Source organism: Terrimonas rubra (assembly GCF_042686025.1).
Lineage (GTDB): Bacteria > Bacteroidota > Bacteroidia > Chitinophagales > Chitinophagaceae > Terrimonas > Terrimonas rubra.
In genome coordinates, this window is record NZ_JBHUOZ010000003.1 from 2,029,858 (window position 1) to 2,055,787 (window position 25,930).

The 25,930-nt window shown below is 43.7% G+C and carries 21 protein-coding genes and 1 pseudogene; 10 read left to right on the forward strand and 12 right to left on the reverse strand.

Annotated features, from left to right (window positions below; translation table 11 throughout):
• Window positions 1-21 precede the first annotated feature (21 nt).
• Entirely contained in the window at window positions 22-1,104 is a 1,083-nt protein-coding gene (locus ACFS6H_RS17840; protein ID WP_386102189.1) for an efflux RND transporter periplasmic adaptor subunit, read from the forward strand.
• Window positions 1,105-1,240: 136 nt separating this feature from the next.
• Entirely contained in the window at window positions 1,241-4,342 is a 3,102-nt protein-coding gene (locus tag ACFS6H_RS17845; RefSeq protein WP_386102192.1) for an efflux RND transporter permease subunit, read from the forward strand.
• A 304-nt stretch (window positions 4,343-4,646) separates the two neighbouring features.
• Here the strand turns inward: ACFS6H_RS17845 and ACFS6H_RS17850 are convergent, their stop codons facing one another.
• A complete protein-coding gene (locus ACFS6H_RS17850) occupies window positions 4,647-5,267 on the reverse strand; it encodes a Crp/Fnr family transcriptional regulator (protein WP_386102195.1) in 621 nt (206 codons plus the stop codon).
• 389 nt (window positions 5,268-5,656) lie between these two features.
• Between ACFS6H_RS17850 and ACFS6H_RS20695 the strand changes: the two genes are divergently transcribed.
• From ACFS6H_RS20695 to ACFS6H_RS17885, 6 genes and pseudogenes are all read left to right on the forward strand, one after another.
• Complete coding sequence (locus ACFS6H_RS20695) at window positions 5,657-8,005, forward strand: NADP-dependent malic enzyme (RefSeq protein WP_449343078.1); 2,349 nt, start codon at window positions 5,657-5,659, stop codon at window positions 8,003-8,005.
• A gap of 136 nt (window positions 8,006-8,141) precedes the next feature.
• A complete protein-coding gene (locus ACFS6H_RS17865) occupies window positions 8,142-8,879 on the forward strand; it encodes an MlaE family ABC transporter permease (RefSeq protein WP_386102198.1) in 738 nt (245 codons plus the stop codon).
• Window positions 8,880-8,896: 17 nt separating this feature from the next.
• A pseudogene (locus ACFS6H_RS17870) lies at window positions 8,897-9,379 on the forward strand (ABC transporter ATP-binding protein); the annotation flags it as partial.
• A gap of 517 nt (window positions 9,380-9,896) precedes the next feature.
• A complete protein-coding gene (locus tag ACFS6H_RS17875; protein ID WP_386102201.1) occupies window positions 9,897-10,385 on the forward strand; it encodes a BON domain-containing protein in 489 nt (162 codons plus the stop codon).
• Window positions 10,386-10,405: 20 nt separating this feature from the next.
• Window positions 10,406-10,825, forward strand: a complete 420-nt coding sequence (locus tag ACFS6H_RS17880) for an SH3 domain-containing protein (protein ID WP_386102204.1) — start codon at window positions 10,406-10,408, stop codon at window positions 10,823-10,825.
• Between the two features lie 179 nt (window positions 10,826-11,004).
• Window positions 11,005-13,239 (forward strand): patatin-like phospholipase family protein, encoded by a 2,235-nt coding sequence (locus tag ACFS6H_RS17885; RefSeq protein ID WP_386102207.1) that lies wholly within the window; start codon window positions 11,005-11,007, stop codon window positions 13,237-13,239.
• 333 nt (window positions 13,240-13,572) lie between these two features.
• Here ACFS6H_RS17885 and ACFS6H_RS17890 read toward each other — a convergent pair whose 3' ends face one another.
• Window positions 13,573-14,304 (reverse strand): esterase family protein, encoded by a 732-nt coding sequence (locus tag ACFS6H_RS17890; RefSeq protein ID WP_386102210.1) that lies wholly within the window; start codon window positions 14,302-14,304, stop codon window positions 13,573-13,575.
• A gap of 312 nt (window positions 14,305-14,616) precedes the next feature.
• Between ACFS6H_RS17890 and ACFS6H_RS17895 the strand changes: the two genes are divergently transcribed.
• Window positions 14,617-15,036: a response regulator gene (locus ACFS6H_RS17895; protein WP_386102213.1), complete on the forward strand. Its 420-nt coding sequence runs from the start codon at window positions 14,617-14,619 to the stop codon at window positions 15,034-15,036.
• A gap of 19 nt (window positions 15,037-15,055) precedes the next feature.
• On the opposite strand, the gene ACFS6H_RS17900 is transcribed toward ACFS6H_RS17895, so the two are convergent.
• The 9 genes from ACFS6H_RS17900 to ACFS6H_RS17940 form a co-directional block, all read right to left on the reverse strand.
• Window positions 15,056-15,589: a GNAT family N-acetyltransferase gene (locus ACFS6H_RS17900; protein ID WP_386102216.1), complete on the reverse strand. Its 534-nt coding sequence runs from the start codon at window positions 15,587-15,589 to the stop codon at window positions 15,056-15,058.
• Between the two features lie 7 nt (window positions 15,590-15,596).
• Complete coding sequence (locus ACFS6H_RS17905; RefSeq protein ID WP_386102219.1) at window positions 15,597-16,160, reverse strand: YdeI/OmpD-associated family protein; 564 nt, start codon at window positions 16,158-16,160, stop codon at window positions 15,597-15,599.
• A 1-nt stretch (window position 16,161) separates the two neighbouring features.
• Window positions 16,162-16,578, reverse strand: a complete 417-nt coding sequence (locus tag ACFS6H_RS17910) for a DUF1801 domain-containing protein (RefSeq protein ID WP_386102222.1) — start codon at window positions 16,576-16,578, stop codon at window positions 16,162-16,164.
• Between the two features lie 37 nt (window positions 16,579-16,615).
• Entirely contained in the window at window positions 16,616-17,173 is a 558-nt protein-coding gene (locus ACFS6H_RS17915; RefSeq protein WP_386102225.1) for a DUF4287 domain-containing protein, read from the reverse strand.
• 90 nt (window positions 17,174-17,263) lie between these two features.
• Window positions 17,264-17,710 carry a VOC family protein gene (locus ACFS6H_RS17920; protein ID WP_386102228.1) on the reverse strand — a complete coding sequence of 149 codons (447 nt, stop codon included), beginning with the start codon at window positions 17,708-17,710 and terminating at the stop codon, window positions 17,264-17,266.
• Between the two features lie 127 nt (window positions 17,711-17,837).
• Window positions 17,838-18,947, reverse strand: coding sequence for an acyltransferase family protein (locus ACFS6H_RS17925; protein ID WP_386102230.1), 1,110 nt, complete (start codon window positions 18,945-18,947; stop codon window positions 17,838-17,840).
• 132 nt (window positions 18,948-19,079) lie between these two features.
• Window positions 19,080-19,721, reverse strand: a complete 642-nt coding sequence (locus tag ACFS6H_RS17930; RefSeq protein ID WP_386102233.1) for a hypothetical protein — start codon at window positions 19,719-19,721, stop codon at window positions 19,080-19,082.
• 42 nt (window positions 19,722-19,763) lie between these two features.
• On the reverse strand, window positions 19,764-20,207 hold the full coding sequence (gene arr, locus ACFS6H_RS17935) for an NAD(+)--rifampin ADP-ribosyltransferase (RefSeq protein ID WP_386102236.1): 444 nt from the start codon (window positions 20,205-20,207) through the stop codon (window positions 19,764-19,766).
• Between the two features lie 5 nt (window positions 20,208-20,212).
• The gene (locus ACFS6H_RS17940) at window positions 20,213-20,683 is read right to left on the reverse strand and encodes a hypothetical protein (protein ID WP_386102239.1); all 471 of its coding nucleotides are present in this window, start codon (window positions 20,681-20,683) and stop codon (window positions 20,213-20,215) included.
• 540 nt (window positions 20,684-21,223) lie between these two features.
• Here ACFS6H_RS17940 and ACFS6H_RS17945 point away from each other — a divergent pair.
• Entirely contained in the window at window positions 21,224-23,860 is a 2,637-nt protein-coding gene (locus ACFS6H_RS17945; RefSeq protein ID WP_386102242.1) for a valine--tRNA ligase, read from the forward strand.
• Between the two features lie 162 nt (window positions 23,861-24,022).
• Here ACFS6H_RS17945 and ACFS6H_RS17950 read toward each other — a convergent pair whose 3' ends face one another.
• The gene (locus tag ACFS6H_RS17950) at window positions 24,023-25,915 is read right to left on the reverse strand and encodes a CocE/NonD family hydrolase (protein WP_386102245.1); all 1,893 of its coding nucleotides are present in this window, start codon (window positions 25,913-25,915) and stop codon (window positions 24,023-24,025) included.
• Window positions 25,916-25,930: the final 15 nt, after the last annotated feature.

Here is a 25,930-nt window from a genome sequence, read left to right on the forward strand (position 1 = left end):
ACTTATAAAAGTAAACAAACAATGAAAACAAGTATTCATATATTATTCTTTGCATTGGCTGCAACATTGTTCGCCTGCAAAAGCAAAAAAACTGATGAGCCGGTAAACACCAATATCCTGTCAGATACCATGATCGCCAAAGCGGCTTTTGATACGGTGATCAGTGAAACCGTGAACAGTAACCTCAAGCTCTATGGTAAAATAACGGCCGATAATAACAAACTATCGCAGGTATTTCCGGTAGTAGGCGGTTATGTATCCAAAGTAAATGTAGAGTTGGGCGACTATGTAAAACAGGGCCAGGTATTGGCCGTGATGCGCAGTGAGGAAGTAGCCGGTTATGAGAACCAGCGGCTGGATGCTGTTAACGATATTGCCATTGCAGAAAAAAACCTGCAGGTGGCTAAAGATCTTTTTGAAGGAAAGCTCAGTTCCGAAAAAGAAGTAGTGGCAGCGGAAAAAGAGCTGGAAAAATCAAAGGCTGCCCTGCAAAGGATCAAAGAGGTGTACAATATCTACGGCTTAAATACCGGTTCCTTTTACAATGTAAGCTCCCCTATCAGCGGTTTTATCATTGAAAAAAATGTAACGCCCAATATGCTGTTGCATAGCGAGAATGTGAGTAACCTGTTCTCCGTAGCGCAGATCAACGAAGTATGGGTTATGGCCAATGTAAACGAAAGTGATATCGCCGCTATTCAGCAAGGCATGACAGCCAACATTAAGACCATCAGTTATCCCGACAGGGTATTTACCGGCAAAGTGGACAAGATATTCAACATGCTGGACCCTGAGACCAAAACCATGAAAGTACGGATACGTATTGCCAACGATGATCTGGCCTTAAAACCTGAAATGAGCGTGACGGTTTCATTGCAATACAAAGAAAACAAGCAGATGTTAGCCGTGCCTTCCAGGGCCATCATTTTTGATAAAAGCAAAACCTGGGTATTGGTTTACCGTAACAGGAATGATATTGAAATAAGGGAAGTGCGTATTTATAAACAAACGGATGAAACAACCTATATAAAATCCGGGCTGGAGCCAAACGAAGTGATCGTTACCCAAAACCAGTTATTGATCTATACAGCCCTGGGAGGTTAGGTAACTACCGATATTAAACCAGCTATCTGAATACTGATAACTGCAATCCGATGTCCGAAATCTGATGTCTGAAGTCTGATATCTAAAGTCTGATGTCTGAAATATGATGTCTATTCTACGCAAACAAAAAATTATCATGAACAAATTCATAAAAAATATAATTGCCTTCTCCCTCAAGAACAGGTTCTTCACCTTTTTCTGGGTGTTGATCGTGGTGATAGCGGGCATATACAGTTACTCAAAGATCCCGATTGAAGCCTTTCCCGATGTAACCAATACACAGATCATTATTGTTACGGAATGGAGCGGCCGCAGCGCCGAGGAAGTGGAGCGTTTTGTCACCACCCCTATCGAGGTGTCCATGAACAGTGTACAAAAAAAATCAAGTATACGTTCGGTCACCATGTTCGGCCTGTCGGTTATTAAGATCATATTTGATGACGAGGTAGAAGATTTCTTTGCGCGGCAACAGGTCAATAACCAGTTGCGGAACGTACAGCTGCCGGACGATGTAGAGCCGGATGTACAACCACCTTATGGTCCTACCGGCGAGATATTCCGTTATACCTTACAAAGTGATAATCGGGACACCCGTGACCTGCTCACCTTACAAAACTGGGTGGTTGACCGCCAGTTAAGGGCCGTGCCCGGTGTTGCTGATGTGGTGGCTTTTGGCGGGCAGGAAAAGATATACGAGATCAGTGTTGACCCGGTAAGATTACAGAAGTTTAACCTTACGCCTCTGCAGGTATTTGAAAAAGTATCGGGCAGCAACCTGAATGTAGGTGGTGATATTATTGAAAAGAATGGGCAGGCTTATGTGGTACGCGGCCTGGGATTGTTAAGCTCCACCGCCGATATTGAGAATACCATTGTGGATAGTGAGAATGGCAGCCCCGTACTGGTAAAGAATGTTGCCACCGTTAACGAAGCCAGCGCCCCCCGCGTAGGCCAGGTTGGTTTAAATGATAATGATGATGTGGTGGAAGGTATTGTAGTGATGCGTAAAGATGAGAACCCTACCAATGTATTAAAGGCGTTGAAAGAAAAGATCAGCCAGCTTAACACCGAAGTATTGCCAAAGGATGTAAAGATGGTTACTTTTTACGACCGGGATAACCTGATGCAGTACTGTACCGATACGGTAATGAATAACCTGCTGGAAGGTATCATACTGGTAACGGCCATCGTGTTCCTGTTTATGGCCGACTGGCGTACCACGGTGATCGTGTCCATCATCATTCCCCTGTCCCTGCTCTTTGCCTTTTTATGCTTAAAGCTGAAAGGTATGAGTGCGAATCTTATTTCTTTAGGCGCTATTGACTTTGGTATTATCATTGACGGGGCCGTGGTGATGGTGGAAGGTTTGTTTGTGGCACTCGATCATAAGGCGGTCAAAGTGGGCATGCCGGCCTATAACCAACTATCCAAACTGGGTTTAATAAAAAAATCGGGAACAGAGATGGGTAAAGCCGTTTTCTTTTCCAAGCTTATCATCATTACCGCCCTCATTCCTATTTTCTCCTTTGAAAAGGTAGAAGGTAAAATGTTCTCACCCCTGGCCTGGACATTGGGCTTTGCGCTCTTAGGCGCTCTTATATTTACACTGACCCTGGTGCCGGTACTTTGTTCCATCCTGCTGCGAAAAAATGTGCGGGAAAAGAACAACTGGTTTGTTAACCAGATCAACCAGGGTGTTGAAAAATCCTTCCGCTGGACCTTTCAACGCAAGTGGGTGACACTGGGTACCGGCCTGGCCATTATGCTGGCGTCCTTTTTCTCCATGCGGTGGGTGGGCACCGAATTTTTACCGCAACTGAATGAAGGAGCATTATGGATAACGGCTGAAATGCCTATGACACTCTCACTTACCGAAAGTAATAAGATCACCAACGAACTGAAGAAAGAACTGCGTTCTTTTGATGAGGTATCACAGGTACTGTCACAGGCCGGACGGTCGAATGACGGTACCGACCCGAATGGTTTTTACTTTGTACAGTTCCAGGTGGACCTGAAGCCGGCCAAACAATGGAAACGGAAAATATCGCAGGAAAAACTGGTGGAAGAGATGGATAAAAAACTATCGCATTACCAGGGTATTGTGTACAACTATTCGCAACCGATATCTGATAATGTGAGCGAGGCCGTAGCCGGCTTTAAAGCATCCAATGGCATTAAAGTAATTGGTAACGACCTGGTGACACTGGAGAAAATTGCGGAAGAGGTAATTGAAAGTATTAAAGACGTGCCCGGTGTAAAAGACCTGGGCCTGATCCGCAATATCGGCCAGCCTGAGATCAGTATTGAACTGGATGAAGAAAAGATGGCCATTTACGGTGTGCATAAAGCCGATGCACAGGCCGTTATTGAAATGGCGATTGGCGGCAAGACTGCCACTTCCAAATATGAAGGTGAAAGAAAATTTGATATCCGTATACGTTACCAGGAGGAATACCGTAAAACAGAAGCCGAGATCGGTAATATTATGGTGCCTACCATCCGGGAAGAGAAGATACCGATCAAGGAGATCGCCAATATCAAAACCGTTACCGGCCCCGCTTTTGTCTACCGCGAAAATATGCAGCGTTTTATCGGCGTAAAATTTTCAGTACGCGAACGTGACCTTGGCAGTACCATTGCCGATGCACAGCAGGTAGTAGCTGAAAAGATCAGCCTGCCCGCCGGTTACAGCATCAGCTGGACAGGTGAGTTTGAGAACCAGGTACGTGCTACCAAACGTTTAAGCATGGCTGTGCCCATCAGCCTGGTAGCTATATTTATACTGCTGTTCATTATGTTTGGAAATGTAAAAGATGCCGGCATTGTACTGATCAATGTGCCTTTTGCTTTAATAGGCAGTATACTGGCCTTACATATCACCGGCATCAACTTTGGCATCTCGGCCGGTGTGGGTATGATCGCCCTGTTTGGTATCTGTGTACAGAACGGGGTAATACTGATATCGGAGTTCAATAAAAAACTGGCGCAGAAACTAAGCCTGGACCAGGCCATACTGGAAGGCATTAAAGTACGTACACGCCCGGTGGTGATGACGGCTTTAATGGCAGCCCTGGGATTATTACCTGCCGCACTTTCCAGCGGTATCGGCTCCGAAGCTCAGAAACCCCTGGCCATTGTGATCATTGGCGGATTAATCACCGCCACCATACTAACATTATTGGTATTCCCGATCATCTATTGGTTATTCTACCGCAGAACCTATGCACATCATCAATAGGTAATAGCTTTTATCAGCAAGCCCGTCTGCAAAGGCGGGCTTTGTTGTTTGAATGCTTAAAGTGAAAAGCAGAAAGCTGAAAGCAGAAAGCTGAAGGCAGCATACTTACTATGAACTATTTTGCTTTCCCTAACCTCCTGAACTTTGAACTTCTTGAACTCTTCGAGGCTTCTTATGAACCAATAACTATTAACCAATAACGATTAACGATTGCTTATTAACGGCCCTTGAACCTTTGAACTCTTGAACCTTGAACTTCTTGAACCTTCCTATGAACTATTAACTATGAACCATGAACTCCGCCCTATCCCTCTCCTTTTAACTTCTTACGTCTTAAACGGCTAAGCGTTTCCTCGGTAATGCCCAGGTAAGAAGCCACATATTTTAAGGGCAGCCGGTTCAGCAATTCGGGACGGGTATTTAAGAAATGCTCGTATTTTTTTTCTGCGCTCGGAATGCGGGAAATGATAGACCGCTCTTCCGAATCAGAATAATAATCCTCTAGGATGATACGGCCCACTACATTCATCTCTAAAAAATTCTCGTACATATACCGTACCGTATCATAGGTCATCACCATCACTTCGCAATCTTCCAGGGCCTGTATGCTTTCTACCACCGGCACCTGCGATTTCATACTTTTTACGGAAGTAATGATCTCATTCTCGGGGTTGATCCAGATGGTTACTTCCTTGCCATCATAAACGATATAGGCACGCATGATACCTTTGAGCAGGAAATAATAATTACTGCAAATATCACCGCTTTTGAGAATGACCTTATTCTTCTTAACTTTTAAAAAATGTGAATTCTCCCTTAAGTAATCCTGCAGTTCCTGGCTGATGGGATAAAGTGAGCGCATAAAATCTACCAGGGCCTGAGCGCCCAACTCGGCCTGAAGATTTTTTTTGTCTTTTTTAATCATAGATTACATCCAAAAATTTAACAAACGGAAATTTAGATACCTGTTTTCAGCTCAGCCATCTTTTTTAAGACATTGGGGGTCTTAAAATCCGTTGAATTCCACCCAGAAAAGTAAAATTGTATGTAAACTTACAGAAAATATACAAATATTTTTTGTTATCAATACATGAATAATTGGTAGTCAGCCTGTAATGAGCAAAAATGGGGATAAATACCGCCTCCTGCTTTTCCGCTTTGCATATTTGCAGCCATATTAAATTTCTTCTTTACCTTGCACCCCATTTCCAGTTAAAAACGGATACGGATCCGTTAAAAAAAACATAGGAACTGTTTTATAAACCCGCTTTTTTTGTACCTCGGTTGAATCGGGTTTTTATTTAAAAAATATTTATGACAAAACAGGAATTACGTAAACAACAAGCCCTGGAATACCATGCAAAGGGCCGCCCGGGAAAAATTGAAGTAATACCCACCAAAGAAGCAAAAACACAACGCGATCTATCACTGGCCTACTCACCTGGCGTTGCAGAACCTTGTAAAGAAATAGCCGCAAATAAAGAAGATGTTTACAAATACACCGCCAAGGGCAACCTGGTGGCAGTGATCAGTAACGGTACTGCCGTTTTAGGCCTGGGTAATATTGGCCCCGAAGCGGGTAAACCGGTAATGGAAGGCAAGGGTGTATTATTTAAAATTTTTGCCGACATTGATGTATTTGATATTGAGATAGCAGAAACCGATCCGGAGAAATTCGTACAGATCGTTAAAGCATTAGAACCCACTTTTGGTGGTATTAACCTGGAAGATATTAAAGCACCCGAGTGTTTTTATATTGAACAGGAACTGCGCAAAAGAATGGATATACCGGTAATGCATGATGACCAGCATGGTACCGCCATCATCAGTGCAGCAGCTTTATTAAATGCACTGGAGTTACAAAAGAAAAAAATTGAAAAAGTAAAGATCGTGGTAAACGGCGCAGGAGCTGCTGCCATGGCCTGCGTATTATTATATGTATCGCTGGGAGCCAAACCGGAGAACTTTACCATGTTTGACCGTACAGGCGCCCTGCACCTGGGACGTACTGACCTGGATGATTTTAAAAAACCATTTGCTACTGCAAAAGGCGATTCCACCCTGGAAGAGGCAATGAAGAACGCAGATGTGTTCATTGGTTTAAGCGCCGGTAATACGGTAACCAAAGCAATGGTAAAATCGATGGCTAAAAACCCCATTGTATTTGCCATGGCCAACCCCGACCCCGAGATCAGCTGGGAGGATGCCACATCAGTTCGTAAAGATGTGATCATGGCAACCGGCCGCAGCGATTATCCCAACCAGGTAAATAACGTGTTAGGCTTCCCTTATATCTTCAGGGGGGCACTGGACGTAAGGGCCAAACAGATCAACGAAGCCATGAAACTGGCGGCTGTAAGGGCTTTGGCCGAACTCACCAAAACCCCTGTGCCGGACATGGTAAACCTGGCTTACAACGAAAAGACCATTACATTCGGACCCGATTATATTATTCCCAAACCGCTTGACCCCCGTTTGCTGGCAACTGTAGCGCCGGCTGTGGCCAGGGCAGCAATGGAATCAGGCGTAGCCCAGCACCATATTACCGATTGGGAAGGTTATGGCAATAGTCTTAACCAACGCCTGGGTATTGACAACCAGGTATTGCGTGTGTTAGGCAACCGGGCACGTAAAGACCCCAAACGTATTGTGTTTGCCGAAGCGGATAATATCAAGATCCTGAAAGCAGCACAGATCGTTTTTGATGAAGGTATCGGTTACCCCATTTTATTAGGTGAGCAGGCGAAGATCAAACAAATTGCTGAGGCTAATAAAATTGACGTTTCTGACATGCCCATCTTTGACCCGCGCAGTGACGAGATGGAGGAAAAAAGAAACCAGTACGGTGAATTATTCTTTAAAAAACGCAGCCGCAGAGGATTCAATGCTTACGAGTCTAAAAAGATCATGAAAGACCGTAACTATTTTGGCTGTATGATGGTGGAATTTGGCGATGCCGATTGTATGATATCCGGTTTAACCAAAAACTATCCCGATACTATCAGGCCTGCCCTGCAGACCATCGGTACCGAGGACGGTGTGAACCGTATTGCCGGCATGTACCTGATGATGACCAAAAAAGGACCTTTGTTCCTGGCTGATACCACTGTTAACTTTAACCCCACTGCCGAAGAACTGGCCGAGATTGTTTTACTGGCTGCCAAAGAGGTAAAACTGTTCAATATTGTGCCGCGTATAGCCATGTTAAGCTATTCCAATTTCGGCAGCAGCAACTCACCGGAAGCCGCACTGGTTGCAAAAGCCCGCAAAATTGTGAAGGAAAAAATGCCTTCCCTCATCGTGGACGGTGAAATGCAGGCAAATGTGGCCTTTAATAATGACCTGCTGAAAGAGAACTATCCTTTCAGTGAACTGGTGGATAAGGACGTGAATACCCTTATCTTCCCTAACCTGGCATCGGGTAATATTGCCTACAATATTTTAAAGGAAATAGGCGATTCTGACGCGATTGGCCCGATTTTGTTAGGATTAAAAAAACCGGTACATGTGTTGCAGTTGGGAAGCTCGGTACACAATATTGTGAACATGGCCCTGATCGCCGTTACCGATGCGCAGATCAAATGTAAATCAAGCACCACCCAGGAGGAAGTTAAAAAATCTAAATGGTGGAAGAAGTTCAAAAAGGTAAGTAAAGACCTGTGATGACCGGATTTGTGCGATAAGTCTCTTTACGATACATAAAATATAATCAAAGCCCTATTATTACTAGGGCTTTGATTTTTAAAATGTGATTGCTGTCTTGTCACTTAATCCGTATTTTTACCAATAAATCATTTTTTTGAATTTAATTACTCACATAGGCCGCTTTTTCCTGATGCTGAAAGGTATGTTCTCCAAACCGGAGAACGGCAAAATGTACTGGAAGGAATTTATGAAACAATGTTCGGATATCGGCATTGGTTCATTGGGCATTGTGGCTATTATTTCCACCTTTATCGGGGCGGTATCCACCATCCAGACTGCCTACCAGCTGGTAAGTCCTTTATTACCTAAAACCATCATTGCACAAATTGTGCGTGATACGGTTATCCTGGAATTTGCGCCTACCCTTACCTGTATTGTACTGGCGGGTGTAATTGGTAGTAAAATTGCCAGCGAACTGGGCAATATGCGGGTAAGCGAGCAGATAGATGCGCTGGAAATTATGGGCATTAATACCAAAGCTTATTTAATTGCACCCAAGATCGTAGCCGGCGTACTGATGATTCCCCTGCTGATTGTAATAGCCATGACCCTGGGTATCTGGGGCGGACGTGTGGCCGGTATTGCGGCTAATATTTTATCCGGTGAAGTATATGATATGGGATTATTGGACGGCTTTAATCCTTACAACGTTTTCTTTGCCTTATTTAAAAGCTTTGTTTTTGCCTTTATCAGCTGCAGCGTACCCGCTTACTTTGGTTACTACGTAAAAGGCGGCGCCCTGGAAATAGGACAGGCCAGTACCAAAGCCGTGGTGGTTAGCTGTATATTGTTATTGTTTGCCGACTATGTTTTATCGGCCCTGTTATTATAAGGCTTAGTATAAACTACATGATTGAACTGATTGACATAAAGAAAAACTTTGGCGAGAAGCCCGTTATCCAGGGTGTTACTGCCACTATGAATGCGGGGCAGTGTAACCTCATCATTGGTGCCAGCGGCAGCGGTAAAACGGTGCTTATGAAATGTATGGTAGGCCTGTTTGAACCCGACAGCGGTGAGATACTTTACTCCGGCGAAAACTTCACCACCATGAACCTGGAACAGAAAACCGAGATCCGGAAAGAGATCGGCATGTTATTCCAGGGCTCGGCTTTGTTTGACAGCCAGACAGTGGAACAGAATGTTATGTTCCCCCTGGATATGTTTACCAAAGACAAGTACGCCAAAAAACTGGCCCGTGTGAACGAAGTACTGGCCCGTGTAAACCTGGTGGATGCCAATAAAAAATTCCCTTCCGAATTAAGTGGTGGTATGAAAAAAAGGGTGGCCCTGGCACGTGCCATTGTACTGAACCCTAAATACCTTTTCTGCGACGAGCCTAACTCCGGCCTTGACCCGCTGACCTCCCTGGTAATTGATAAACTGATACAGGAAATAACCAAAGAATACAATATTACCACTGTTATCAATACCCATGATATGAACAGTGTAATGGAGATTGGCGATAATATTCTTTATATGCACAAAGGCTTTAAAGAATGGACCGGCAGTAATAAAGAGATCATCTTCAGTGATAATAAACTATTGAACGACTTCATCTTTGCATCGGAGTTTTTAAAAGATGCCAAAGAAATGCGTATGCTGGATGAGAACAATAAACGCAAACAAAAAGAAGACTAAACAACTATCCCTTTTAACGTAAGGTACATGCCGCCCGGGCGCCTCTTCCCTGCCCGGCAGCGCTTCTGCCCTCTTATTGATAAAACTTTAGTGCAGGCAAAAATCCCGCCACAGTTGACAATTTGTTCATAAGTATTATTTGTTATTTATCATATAATGAACTTAACTTAGCCCTCTAAATTTATTTCGTTAACCTAAATTTTAAAAGATGAAAAAACTATTGGCCATAGTAGCCATTGCTGTTTTTGCCATTTCCTTCACCTCCTGCAAAAGCAAAGTAAAAGACGAAGATGTTAAAGCTGCTGTACAAACTGTACTTACTGCCAACCCCGACTACAATATGCTGGCAGTTGATGTAAAAGATGGTGTAGCTACTATTACCGGCGAGGTAAAAGATGAAACTACCCGTGCAGGCATTAACGCCTCTTTAAAAGAAGTAAAAGGTGTAAAAGAAGTAGTGAATAGTGCTACCGTAACACCCCCGCCTCCGCCACCAGTGGTAACTACGCCTGATGATACCCTGACCTCGGCTGTAAAAGACGCATTAAAAGACCACGCAAATGTTACTGCCACTGTAGCTGATGGTGTAGTAACCTTAACCGGTACTGTAAAAAACCAGGATGAAAAAAGAACAGTACAACAAAAGATCAGTGCACTTAAACCTAAGAGCATTGCAAACAATGTAACCATTAAATAAACACCAAAAACCTATACAAGATGGCACTACAAGATAAATACAAAGAACTGGTAGATACGGCGAATGCTGCCGGTGTTACCAATTTACAGGTAAGGGAACAGGACGGCGTTCTGTATGTTGACGGCGATGCTCCTACAGGAGCGGTTAAAGACCAGTTATGGACCATTTATGAAAAAATTGATCCTAACTACAGCAGCAACGATCTTATCCTGAACGTGAATGCAGTAGCGGTAGAGGGCACTAAAGTAAAAGTAGTGACCGAATCCAGCAACCTGAACATACGTAAAGGCCCCGGCACCGACCAGCCTATTGTAGGTAAAGCGGCGCATGGCGAGATCATTACCCTGGTAAACAAAAGTAATGACCAATGGTGGCTGGTACGTACTGATGATGGCGAAGAAGGTTATTCTTACGCCCAGTATTTGGAACCCGTACAATAAGCTTACGTTACTATATTGTAAAATGGCTGTCAGTTTATATTGACAGCCATTTTTATTTATCCTTTTTATGAACCTTTTCCCATCCCGATAGTTGTAAATAACCGTGTAAATGAATAGCTTTATCATAGTGTAATCAGCTCAGTGTTGCCAGTTACCAAGGAAAGGTTTAAAAATTATCTATGCGTCGTACCTGGGTGTTCCTCTTTTTCTGTTTGCTCTCGCAGATGGCGTGGTCGCAAAAACGACCCACTATTGGCCTCACCCTCAGCGGTGGCGGTGCAAAAGGACTGGCGCATATCGGCATACTCAAAGCCATTGATTCCGCAGGATTAAAAATTGACTACCTCACCGGCACCAGTATGGGCGCCGTACTGGGCAGTTTATATGCGGTGGGCTATAGCGGCGATAGTATCCAGAAAATATGTGAGAAAGTGGACTGGGACCTGCTGTTAAGCAACCAGGCTGCCTTACGTAACCTGTACATGGAAGAAAAAGATGAGTACAACAAATACGATATTGAAATTCCCTGGGTAAATAACAGTTTTAAAATATCTACCGGTTTTTTAGAAGCCCAGGAGTTATGGTTAAAGCTGGCCGAGTTATACCACCCTGTTACCGGCATTACTGATTTCTCCAGATTCAGCATCCCTTTTCGTTGTATTGCTACCGATGTAGGCAATGGTGCGGCAGTTGTATTAAAGGAAGGCGATATCGTTAATGCCGTAAGGGCCAGTATGGCTATCCCTTCTGTATTTACGGCCGTTGATTACGATAATAAAAGACTAGTGGACGGTGGCATCAGCCGTAACTTCCCTGCCAGTGACCTGAAAGATATGGGCGCTGACTATATCATTGGCAGTACGGTGGCTGGTGGTTTATTGCCACCCAAAAAAATTACCAATGCCCTGCAATTACTCATGCAGATCGCTTTTTTCCGGGAAGCTGAGGATAATAAAAAAGAAGTACCGCTTTGCGATATCTATATTCCCTTTAACCTGGAAAACTATACCATGGGTAGTTTTGGCAGTGCGCAGAGTATACTGGAAGAAGGTATAAAAAAAGGCCGGGAATTATACCCGCAATTCAAAGCGCTGGCCGATTCCCTGAATGCCATTTATGGTGTTCCGGAAAAAACACCCACCCGTTTGCCCAAACCAATGGATATTACTATCTCCGGTGTAGAACTGCATGGATTCAGCAATACCACTACCGGTTATTTTTTAAATACCATGAACCTCAAGCTGAACCATACCTACAGCTATCACGACCTGGCAAAAATGGTACGTAAAGCTTATGGCAGCCGTTATTACAGTCGTATTAACTACCGCCTGCATCCGCTGGAGGACGGCACTTATAAAATCAGTTTCGATGTAACGGAGCAGCCCCTTACTTTTTTAAAAGCCAGCATACACTATAACCGTTTCACCGGTATCGGGCTTATTGCCAATATCACTACCCGCAATAAAATATTTTCCAACTCGCGCAGCATGGCCAGTATTAACCTGGGCGAAACCTTCCGTATAAAAGGAGAACACCTGCAATATGTTGGCCGTTCTAAAAAATTTGGATTTACGGTAAAAACCCAGCTGGACAGGCTGGATGTAATGACCTACGAACAGGTACAAAACAAACAGACCGGTATATTTAAGCAGAATATTTTCGAGGTGTCGGAAAAACTGCACTATGCCCCCAGTACCAACCTGACCTTTGGAGCCGGGCATCGCTGGGAGTGGTTACGTTACGCCCCAAGAATCACATCTAATGTGGATTTTAAAGGCGGTAATACCTTCTCTACTTACTTTGTATACCTGCGTTACAATAATTTAGACAGGGTTAATTTTCCCCGCAGGGGGCTTAAGATCGACCTGGAAGCAGGAAGGGTTGGCGGGCAGAATGCTAACTTTAAAATATACTATAACGGCGTAGAGCCATCCGACCCCGATTCAACCCGTATAGATGAAAAGCCTTACCTGCGTACTTCCTTAAACGCGGAGGGATACCTGCCGCTTGCACGCCGGGTAACACTGTTTGGCTCTGCACAAGGCGGTGTTAACTTTAATTATCACCGCAATATCATGAACGAGTTTATCGTGGGTGGTATGAGTAAAATATTCCGCAACCAGGTAACATTTGCCGGCTTACAGGAAGGCAGTATCTACTCTCCTGCCCTGCTGGCTTCGCAAATTGGCTTACGTACCGCTATTTTTCCCGGCGCCTATATTACGGGTCGTGCCAACGTATTGTTCAACAATTTTATCAGTCGTAGTTATTTCTTTAACTACAAGGATTTCTATTCCGGTTATGCGCTCACTTTCTCCTACAACTTTGCCCTTGGCCCGCTGGACCTGAGTGTGATGTATTGCGACCAGACCCGTCAGGTACAAACCTATATTAACCTGGGCATACCTTTTTAGCATGCAGGATTTGAGGATTTATGATTTATGATTTAGCGATTGCTCAGCAGGTATATGCGTCTTTTAGTTAAATATTATTTTATTTTATTACCAGCAGTAGTAATGCTGATCAGCTTTACTTGCGACGCTCCGTTCATCGTTCCGTTCGCTAATCAGCATCCTGTTATGCAAAGGTTTTACATTGGCGGTTAAAACCATAAAGTGTAGGAGTTTTCTCCCGTTGGTCGAAATGACGACAGCCAATAAACAAAATAAGAAAAGACGCCCTGCAGCGTCCTCCTTTAATTTATCAATTGCTTATTGTCCATTGTCAATTGTCACTTGTCCATTGTTTCAAAACCTCGTTCCCAGGTAATGCGGCAACATAGCACGCCAGGTGGGCCAGTCATGTTTATAATCAGGTCCCCAGTTATCCAGTTCATACCAGATGCCTTTATCATACAGTATTTTACCAAAGCGGCCACTGGCATCAGGATCTTCGTAAGCGCCTGCACCGGTCAATATATGGATATGCCCGCTTTTACGGATCTGCTCCAGGGTATGATGATCAGTCAGTTGTGGTATATAATGCTGCGGACTATTAAAATAAACATTATCGTCATAATGCCCTTTGGTATACTCGGTCAGGTCATACACACCACTCATGGCTATTACACCATTAATTAAATCGGGGCGTTTTAAAAACAGGTTCATGCTGTGCAGGGCGCCAAATGAAGCCCCGCTGATAATAACAGGCGTATCGGCACTGGTACTATTTTTAATAAAAGGTATAACTTCGTTATATACATAACTGTTCCATTGCTGGTGACGAATTGATTTTTGCCAGGGGTCCATATGATTATTTAACCAGCTTTCGTTATTGATACTGTCAATGGAGAAAACCTTTATCCTTCCGGCGTTAATGAACGGGGCAATAGCATCGATCAACTGGAACCTTTCATATTCCAGGTAATCGGCAGCAGCAGTAGGCACAAGCAGTAAAGCAAATCCGTAATCTCCATAAGTAGCAATAGGCATTTCCTTGTCAAGTGACGGGCTATACCATGATGTTAATTCTCTTTTCATTAGTTTCTATGTTATGCCTGAAAATATGTAAAAAACATGATACCAGTTTAGCAATGGTAACTAAAGTTTAAATTTTTATTTACCGGGATCGCCACAATACTAACCAGTAAAATAACGTTTTACAAACCGTATTTTTACGAGTTTTTACTTAATCATATACAATCTTAACTAGTTGTAAATCATTATATTAAAAATTTAACAAACAAAACAAGAAAAATACCTAGGAAAAATCAAAAGTAATTATACCTTAGCTAAATAGTATTTTTACTGTCGTAATTCCTTATCCTTGAATAGCCGGTAAAAATTAAGGCAATGACTACTGTAGCTCCCATACGCATTGTACTGGCCGATGACCACGACCTGATGCGTACCACCATTGAAGAAATACTGTCACAGCAAAACCATTTACAGGTTGTGGCCAGTTGTAAGAATGGCGAACACGCCATTGAACAAACCCTGTTACTGCAGCCGCATTTTTTGCTGGTAGATGTAGTAATGAAACAGGTAAACGGTTTGGAAGTAGCGAAGCGTATAAAAGAAGCCCTGCCCGATACCAAGATCATTGCGTTCAGTTCGCATAATAACCCGGCTTATGCCCAGGCGTTTTTAGATCTGGGTGCTAATGGTTTTTTAACCAAAACATCCATAGCAGCTGAATTGCTGATCGCAATACAGGCGGTTAATAATGGCAGCCGGTACCTGTGCAGTGAAATAAAAGCTTCTATGCAATAAGTAAGAAAGTCCCTCTAAGTTATACTGTTAACACTTTTTCAAAAGCCTTCCTGGAACTGCCCCTGAAAAACACTTCACCGCAGTAAGTATAACCCAGCCTGTCCAGTATTTTCAGCATGGGTGCATTATCAAAATTGGTATCTACTTTAATACTGAATACATTTTGAGCTATGGCAAAAGGTTCCAGTAAACGGAACAGTTCGGTAGCAATGCCTTTCCCCTTCATGGTATTGGAAACAGCCACCCGGTGTACTACAAAAAAATCGTCATTGGTCAGCCATTTGCCTTCTATGGCCTCATAGGCCGGCTCATTATTTAGTATAACAGCAGCATACGCTATTACAGTATCATCACCGGTTACCAGCACAAAACCATAGCCGTTATCAATATCGGCCTGTATACTTGCGGGGTTAGGATAGCCATCCTGCCATTGGGTGCTGCCATCCAGTCTTCTTTGTTCAATAGCCTGTTGCAGGATGGTCCAGATCACCGCACTATCTTCATTCTTTGCTTTTCTTAATCTTATTGCCGGTTCAGTTGGTACTGCATTCATTGCACACTTACTTTTTATATTTATCGTGGAGGCCGATGCCCTGCAAAATTAACGGAATACTTTTTTCTACACGGGCCAGGTTGGTCTCTTCTTTTTTCGCGGTGGTAAAATGTTCTATATAATCTTTCTGTTTATAAGGCGGAAGCGTGTTAAAGGCCGTTTTTAAACCCTTGTACTTTTTAAATGCTTTCTGTAAAGAGGCAGGAATAGTTAACGCTGCCGATCGCTGAGGTTTCCATGATTTTCCTTCTTTTTCGTTTTTAATGGCCTCCAGTACATAGGCCCGCAGTTTCTTTTTGTCCAGCTCTTTTACATCCGTTATACGCCATTGCCGCAAAGCCTTTGTCTTCGCTTCATTGGCATTCAGCAGCACTTTATCCGGATCGGTGAGAAAAACCCCGTTATAAAACCAAATGGAAAAATGATTGGTAAACCCGCCATAACTCACTACATTTTTTCCATTGATGGTATACACATCGCCTCCCCATTTTACGGCTTTCTCCATCTCCGTATTATCCAATACCGAGATCACCAGTTCCGTTTCTTCCAGCCAGTTATTTGTCCTGCTCATATCAGCCCCATTTAACTTTAGTCCGTTCTAAAGATAATGTGATCAGTTTTTCCAATACACCCATATCCAGGTCGGCCAGCTTTTTAAAGTAGATACAGGATACGGTCATGGTTACCTTGCCCAGGTCCTTCACCAGGGCTAGCTGGTCTTTCTCATCACAGTCCAGTACATACAGGGAAAACTTGTCTTTGCGAGGCGAAAAACCGATCCGGCACATATCTCCTTCGCGGCCGCTGGCATACTTGTAATGGTATTTACCAAAGCCGATGATGGATGGTCCCCACATGGTAGCTTTTTCACCCGAAAGGCGTTCCATTAAGGCAACCAGGGTAAAGCTGTCCTCCACTTTTTTAGGATCTGAACTCCGGATAAAAGCGGCCACATCCATTTTAGTAGCCGTGGTTTTATTGGCACTCATACATAAATGATTTTAACTTTATATACTACGTATACATTTACCCGGCATTTTCATAGGCTTTCTTCAGCCAGCCGATCACTTCTTTATCCACCTCTTTACTATCAGTGATTTTAATTTTATGCGTACACATGGCATTCGGTTTTTCGGCTTCCAGTTTACCGCTTGCAGTTTCTCCTTTCAGGATAAGTCCTATCTCAATCCTGGTTTTGGTAGCTGGCCCAATCGTAGCAAATTGTTTTTTCCGGCGCAGGCTTACATAGGCATTTTTAGGAGCCAGTTCAATATCCTTTCCAAAGGCATTGACCGCTGCAATCAGTTTGTCGTAGATAGGCTTCAGGTTTTCCTTTCCCTTGTACTGGCTCACCACCAGGTCGTCAGGGTTTGCAGCCGAAGCAGCATCGGTAGCTTTTGCCCTGTGCCCTACCAGGTTGGCAAAACCATGGGTCAGGCCGTGTTTTTCTTTTAAAAACTTAATGATCTCCCCGTGTTTCGTAAAATTTTCTTTATTCACAATGGCTATCCATTGTTCCAGGGTTTTACCTGTGTTTTTGTACAGGTTTTCGATCATCGTTTGTATGGCTTTATCTATATCCATGATATGTTGTTCTTAAGCTGTAAAAATAAAGTTCATTATCTCCGGGTTAAAAAGTAAAACTGCGAAACGGGTTGTTTCGCAGTTTTTATTTTACTGTTGTGGCTTTTTTGCAGGATCATCATAGTTTACCATCCAGTTAATGCCGAATTTATCGGTCCACATACCAAAATAAGCGCCCCAGAAGGTATCTGCCAGTGGCATGGTTACCTGTCCTCCGGCAGAAAGACCATTGAACAGCTTCTCTGCTTCTGCCCTGGATTCAGTGTTAACAGATAGAGAAACATTATTACCCTGGTTAAAATGTGCGGCCCATTCACCACCGGTATCACTCCCCATCAGGATGGTTTCTTTGGAAATAGGCAGGGATATATGCATGATCTTATCCTTATCGGCCTCCGGCATGGTCTTGCCTTCCGCAGGTGGCATTTCGCCAAAAGTGCCTACATAGGGATAATCGCCGCCGAATACCGATCTGTAAAAATCAAACGCTTCTTTGCAGTTACCATTAAAAGTGAGGTAAACATTAACAGTTGCCATGGTTGTAGTGTTTTAAAGTATGAGTTGTTGAAAGTGATTTTTAATAGTTACTTTCTGTATTAAAATTATTACAAGTATCTCATCCCGGCTAATTTTTGTGACCAATGGAAGTAACTTTTTACAGGTATCAGGACTTCACGATTTTTTTCCGTAGCTGCATGAAAGGCTTCTCTACCAGCAGGTGCAATGCCCAGGCAAATAGTACACAGGTTGCCATACTGATCACCAGCAACAAGTTGGCATCCAGCTTAAAATCTTCCAGCAAACGATGGGTCATATGGATAACGCCTTTATGGGTGAGGTAAATGGCATATGACAAGGTAGCAATGGCAGTAGTGACTTTTGAATGCCATTTGTATAAAAAACTATTGGGGCTAACAGCGCCTGTTACCAGGCAGCCATAACCCAGGGCAATAAGCGGGAAGCCCCATACGGATGCGTAAAAGGTCATTTGGTCCTCGCATACAAAATAAGCCCCGGTTAAAATGAGGAGTCCGGCAATAATGAACAGGTTCCCGTACCGGGTAAGCCGGCTCCATAATCCCGGTACAAAGCGGTATATGGCCGCTATACCCACCCCCACCAACAGGCCATCCAACCGGTTATAAGTGGGATAATAGATGTATTTGTACCAGGTGGCCCAGCTATATTGTTCTTCACTGGCAGGCAGGTACAGTGTGTTATAGCTATATACCCTTGCCAGGAAACCCAATAAAAAAAAGGCCGTCAGCAGCCACCAGCCTTTACCCAACCATTTTTTTGATTGCAAGAAGATCAGTATTAAAGGCAGGAACAGGTAAAAATGTTCTTCCACGCAAAGTGACCAGGCATGGGAGAAAGTGCGGTATACCCGCAGATCAAGCCCCAGGTTTTGGGTAAAGGTTAAAAACTTCCACAGCGGCGGCAGGCTTTCTTTTTCCCGGAAGAAAGGGATGCAGAAGTACAGGGCCACTGTTACCAGGAAGGCAGGTATAATGCGGAAAAATCTTTTTAAGAAAAAGGTTTTAAATACTATGGTTTGCCCGGCTTTTATTTGTGTAAAAAGCTGGAAGGAAATTAAAAAGCCGCTCAGCACAAAAAACAGGTCTACCCCGGTCCATCCAAAGGAAGCCGCATCGGGTAACCAGGCCGGTTGTCCGCCACTTAAAATATAATAATGAAATAAAAAAACGAGGATGATGGCCAGGGCTCGCAGATGATCGAGCCCATAAAATTTGGGAGCAGTTTGGTTTTCCACCGTAAGTTATGTTTAGCGTTAATTTTTACCTGTTCAAAGGGGACTTAGAGTTAACAGCGTATTGTCAATACTTAAACAATCAGCAGCTATCTTTTATTTATTTTTCTTAACGAAAAGGGCATGATAAAATTTTTAATTAACCGGATTCTTTTCCGCCTGTATTTTCATCAATTGGGTCAATTCATTTTTTGTTATGCCAAGTATATGCCCGCTAGTATCGGACATATCTTTATATCGTACCAGGTCGGCAAAAATTTTACTGCTGCCCCAAATGGAAGGACGGATCACCGCAAATTGATACAACTGATCCCCAGGTCTGCTGCTTCGCTGATTAGTGAAGAAAATGGTATCATTTTGCAGGTAATATTTCCCCCTGGTTTCTGTTACCCCAAAACAGCCAACCCACTCCCTGAATGTAAAATCATCTTTTAGTTTAAATATGGTGCTACAGTTAGCAGCACCTTCACCTCCCGCCACCAGCATATCCTCCCCTTCCAGCTTATCAAAATTGATTAACCCGTATGGTTTATACAATGTTAATCCTACCACAATGATCAATAAGCCAATACGATATAACCGCTGCTTATTGACAAATTTTTCTCTAAAAGCAAAGAAAATTTGCCTAAGTAATGCAAATGCCAACAAGGCATATACAAAGGCCAATAATAAAAAGACCGGAATAGCCCAAAGATCAAGCTTTCCTTCCCAATAATAGATTGTATTAATCAGGAGGAAGAAGATAATTGCAGTTAGTACAAGTCCTTTATTATTCAATGGGGTAGCTTTTTGCAGTAAATAAAACTCAACTATTTTTATTTAATCCTCTATTGCCTCAATCCCCAGTCGTTTCAGTTCCTCCAGGTGATCTTTCATTTTTTGCAGTACTTCCGGCGGATGCCCCTGCCAGTCCTTCACCTCACCAATAACCCTGATCGGCTCTTTGGAACGGTAGGACTTAGTGGGGTTCCCCGGGAATTTTTTATCCGTGAGGTTGGGATCATCTTCGATGGTACCCGTTGGCTCCACAATATAGATCCTCCCCGGGCCATCGCCCAGGGCCAGCTCGGCGCCCCAGGTAGCCGCGTCCAGTGTGGCACTCAGGTACACATATACGGCTTTTTTATTGGTACCATAGTTGGAATTAAAACCAGGGCCGATCAGGTCGCCTTCTTTAAAGTCGGCTTTGGTACCATGATAGAAGGTTTGGGCGTATATATCCGCAACCGGGCCCGGTTTGTTTTTAGTATCATTTGTTTCCATAGCGATTATATTGCCTGTGATTTTATAATGGATAATTTTTCTTCTACTTCCCGAATCCTGCCCAGCCAATATTTTTTTGCATCCTCATTTAAAATGATACCCTTTTCAGAGTTCCTTTCAACCGGAACCCTCCACAGGAAATCCTCGTTTTTACTCTTCTCCCGGTCAATTTCTTTTTTATTCCCGGGCTCTGTCCTGTTTTGCCAGAATTTTAATTGTGTATGATAGTCTTGTAATGTGTCGTTAAAATATTCTATAAGCTGCTCAGTAGACCTTGGGATATAACCAGGGCCCGAACAGCCGCAGGAATGAAAACTGATCCCCACCGTATACAGGTTTTCAATATGCTTCCATTCCCTTACAGCTTCCTTTTTAGGTGCAGCAAAGTCAAGTCCCATATTAGCCATGAGTTCACAGCATTGCGGGCATTTAGCCTCTATATCAGTTGTTTTATCCCCTTTGTCAATATCCCACATTAACCGCCGTTTAAATGTTTTCCGACACAAAAAACAGGCATAATGGGGTTTGTACCTGACCATCGCATACCTGCACATACTATTCAGTTTTTAGTCCTGTTTTTTTATTCATTTATTTTTTGTCACAACTGTACGAATTTAATTCTTCTGTTAATGAGATAAACCGATCTCTTCAATAATATTTTACGCCCTGTTTTGCGGCCATTGTACAGGTTTTATTCAACAGCCCCAGGGCTGCCCGATGCGCAGGGTTTAGTGCGGCGTGCAACAAAGCACCGGAGCGAAGCGGAGCCCGGAGCAGCGGGAACTACAGCTGAACAGGGAACGGGACGGTGAAAGCCCAAAACAATTAGCCAATGAGACAATTAGTTAATTTGGCAATTTGGTAATTTGGAAATGAGAAATTTTAAAGCGGATTATCCGGGTTATTGCTTTTTTCCGGTATCGGGTATAGGTTACGGTGAATCAGCCGCTTAGCCTATGCCTAAATAGACAAGATTCCCTCGTTCTAATGCGAAAAAGTGGTAATTTTGCGGCCTTATGGAATTAAGCAAAAACTTTGAACCCGGTGCTATTGAAACCAAGTGGAACGAGCACTGGAAGGCGAAACAATATTTTAACAGTACCCCGGACGAGCGGCCTGCTTTTACCGTGGTGATTCCCCCACCCAATGTAACGGGTGTATTACATATGGGCCATACCCTGAACGAGACCGTGCAGGATATTCTGGTGCGCAAAGCCCGGATGAGCGGCTTTAATGCCTGCTGGGTACCCGGCAGCGACCATGCTTCCATTGCCACCGAAGCCAAAGTGGTACAGATGCTGAAGGAGAAGAATATTGATAAAAATACACTGAGCCGCCAGGAGTTTCTGGAATATGCTTTTCAATGGAAGGATAAATACGGCGGCATTATTTATAACCAGATTGAACGCCTGGGTTGCAGCGTGGACTGGAACCGCGTAACCTTTACCATGGACGAGGATTATTATAAGGCGGTGATAAAGGTGTTTATTGACCTGTATAAAAAAGGACTGATATACCGTGGTGCCCGTATGATTAACTGGGATCCTGTGGCCAAAACCGCCCTCAGCGATGAGGAAGTGGAGTACAAGGATATACAGGGTAAATTGTATTATGTAAAATATGCCGTGGCCGATGCCAACGATCAGCCAACGGAAGAATATATTGTGATTGCCACGCAACGCCCCGAAACCATTATGGGCGATACCGCCGTGTGCGTTAACCCTACGGATGAGCGTTACCTGCCGTTTAAAGGCCGCAAGATCATTGTACCGATCGTGAACCGTGCCGTACCCCTGATTTTTGACGAGTATGTAGATAAGGAATTTGGTACCGGCGCCCTGAAAGTAACCCCGGCACATGATATTAACGACTATAACCTGGGCCTAAAACACCAGTTACCGATTGTTGATACCCTGAATGAAGACGGCACCATCAGCGCAGCTGCGGAACATTTTGTAGGCCTGGAGCGTTTTGAAGCCCGTAAACAGGTGGTGAATTTTTTACGTGAGAACGGCAGTTTAATTAAAGAAGAAGAGTACAGCACCCGTGTAGGTAATTCGCAACGCACCAATGCGGTGGTAGAGCCACGTATCAGTACCCAATGGTTTGTAAAAATGAAGGACCTGGCCGAACCGGCTTTGAAAGAAGTAACGGAAGGACGGATCAAGATTCACCCGGGTGATAAATTTTTAGCAACGTATAAGTATTGGCTGGAGAATGTAAAGGACTGGTGTATCAGCCGCCAGTTGTGGTGGGGCCAGCAGATACCTGCCTGGTACGATGCGGACGGTAAGTTTGTGGTAGCGGCTACCGAAGCCGATGCCAAAGCCTTATTTGCCACTGAGCATGGCTTTACACCGGATAACCTGAAACAGGATGAAGATGTACTGGATACATGGTTCTCCTCCTGGTTATGGCCCACCGAAGTATTTAAAGGTATTTCCAACCCCGGTAACCCGGAAGTAAAATACTACTATCCTACTTCGGTACTGGTAACCGGCCAGGATATTATCTTTTTCTGGGTGGCCAGGATGATCATGGCGGGTATGGAGTATGAACACCAGAAACCTTTCAGCGATGTGTATTTTACCGGCATGGTAAGGGATAAACAGGGCCGGAAGATGAGTAAGAGCCTGGGTAATTCACCGGACCTGCTGGAGCTGATTGATAATTATGGCGCTGATGCGGTTCGTTTCGGCATTATGATATCATCCCCTGCCGGTAATGACCTGTTATTTGATGCGAGCAGCTGTGACCAGGGTAAGTTTTTTAATAACAAGTTCTGGAATGCCCTGAAACTGGTGAAGATGCTGGAAGGCCGCCAAACCAGTGAGGAAGGCTACCAGAATGAAGGTGCTTTTGCCATTGCCTGGTTTAACAGCCGGCTGGCCGAAGCCAAGGACCAGGTAGAAAAGTTATATAAAGAGTTCCGTTTAAGCGAAGCTTTAAAAGTTCTCTACTCCCTGATTTGGGATGATTTCTGCAGTTGGTATCTTGAATTCATCAAACCAGGTTTTGAACAACCGATACATACTGCTACTTACCAGCAGACCGTTAGTTTCTTTGAAGAGCTGATGCAGTTGCTGCATCCCTTTATGCCCTTTATTACTGAAGAGGTTTATCACCTGTTACAACCACAGCAAGATGATTTGTGTGTAAAACAGTTTACGTTTACCACACAGGCCGATAACACGATATTGCAACAGGGAGAGTTATTAAAAGAAAGCATTACGGCCATTCGCGATGCCCGGACAAAAGCGTCCTTAAAGCCAAAAGAAACAGTTACCCTGAACATTCAAACCGATACAGTCGCTGATTTCAAAGCATTTGAGACCATACTGGCCAAACTGGTAAATGCCAAAGAAGTGGTTTATGTATCGCAACTGGTACCGGAATGTATAAATGTGGTTTTACACAAAAACACTTTTTATATTGCTACAGAAAACGTTATTGATACTGCTCCCCAAAAAGAGCAGTTGCAAAAAGACCTGGCCTATTACGAAGGGTTCTTGGCTTCGGTAGAGAAAAAACTGTCCAACGAAAAGTTTGTACAGAATGCCAAACCGGAGATAGTAGCGGTGGAACAAAAGAAGAAAGCCGATGCAGAAGAGAAGATAAAAGCGATCACCGAAAGTTTAGCGGCTTTGGGATAAAGATCATTAAAAGTTTAAAAGTAAAAAGTAAAAAAGCAGACCGTACCTGGTCTGCTTTTTTAATGCGCTGTTGTTGTCACAAGTTGTATAGTTCGCATTGATCCATGTTTCGTGTACCTGTCAACTATGAACCATCAACCATCAACTATGAACTATCCCCCATTAAAACGCTTTTCTTGTTTCTGTACTTTGGGTACCGCCGGCACTTATTTCAGATGAGCCAAATACCTTGATAGTTGATTTAATAAAATCTTCTTTTTCGGCTTTATAAATATTATCTACATATTTCTGCGGGTTGCGGTCAATATAAGGGAACCAGGTACTGTGCACCTGTATCATGATCTTATGGCCCGGTTTAAACGTATGCAATACATCCTGCAGGCGGATATTGACATCCGTTGGCTGACCGGGCACAAAAGGCTCCGGTTTTTCAAAGCTGTTTCGGAAACGGCCCCTGAATACCTCGCTGCGTACCAGTTGTTGGTAACCGCCCATGCTGATATTGGCCGGGTTATGCTCGTAGTTAGGATGATCCTGCGGGTATACGTCGATCAGTTTTACAATAAAATCGGCATCGGTGGTACTGATGGCTACTTTTAATTTAGCCAGTATTTCGCCCGCAATGGTAATGGGGTCGGTTAAAGTATCAGTTTCAAAAGTCAGCACATCGGGGCGGGTTGATGCCTGGCGCTGGTCATCGCTCATAAAACGGCGTGGGGTAAAAGTAAGCACCTCGGTTTGCGAGGTATAGGGAACCGGTTTAGCCGGGTCGCTGATATAATCAAACACCGCATTTTTATCCAATGGTTTGTTGATTGATAAACGGCCATCGCTGCCAAAGTATAAGTTCACCGGGGGAATATCAGTGGGCGGCCACTGTTTAAACTTCTCCCATTTTTTAATACCGGTATCATACATATAGGCTTCGGGGATTTCCGGATTGCCCACATCTTTTAAATAGTATTCAAAGAAGGGCTTTTCAATGTTTACCTGGTAGAAGGTAGAGATGCTGTCGCCAAAGTAAATATGGTTGTGAATGGATTTACCGGTCTCCCTGGCCCAATCGCCATGTGCCCAGGGGCCCATTACGATGGTGCTTTTGGCCGTGGGTGTTGTTTTTTCAATGGTCTTGTAAATATTGATGGGGCCATACAGGTCTTCCGCATCAAACCAGCCGCCCACGGTCAATACAGCGGGCTTTATATTTTTTAAGTGTGGCAGGATGCTGCGTTTTTGCCAGAAAGTATCATAGTTAGGGTGATCGATGATCTGTTTCCAGAAAAAGTTATCACGGTGAATACCTTCGGTAAAAGTTTTTAGCGGACCCTGTGCCAGGTGGTACTGGTAGCCGTCTTTTGCATTGATCTTAAAGAAACGGCCCAGTTCCTCATCAAACCAGTTTTTAGAGGTAGTGTCTTTTTTTTGGTAGCCGAATACCGCAAAAGCACCGGTATAACTTTGCAGGTAAACACCGTTGTGGTGAAAATCGTCAAAGAAGAAATCCGCAATGGGCGCCTGTGGCGACACAGCCCTTAAAGCAGGGTGTGCATCGGGCAAAGCTGCCGCACTGTAAAAGCCGGGATAGGATACACCATAGATACCTGCACGGCCATTATTGCCTTTTACATTTTTTACCAGCCAGTCAATCGTATCCCAGGTATCGGAGCTTTCATCAATATCTTTTTTATTCTTCGGGTTATTGCCGGGGATATTCGGGGTCATATTGTTGTACAAACCTTCGCTTTTATAACGGCCCCTTACATCCTGGTATACCAGCATATAACCGCTTTCAATTAAGTATTTTGAAGGGTAATTACCACCCCGGAAATTGGCATAGTTAGAAGCGTTGTAAGGCGTACGGTTGAGCAAAAAAGGATAGGTTTTGGTTTTATCCTTTGGTACATACACAATGGTAAACAGCTTGATGCCATCGCGCATGGGAATGTGAAAGCTCAGTTCCTCGTAATTGTCTTTAAAAAAATTACTGCCGGTATTGGTCTGCGCCTTGGCCAGTACCAGGCTGCCAAGCAATACCATCATGAATACATATTTCATATACTTAAGTTTTAG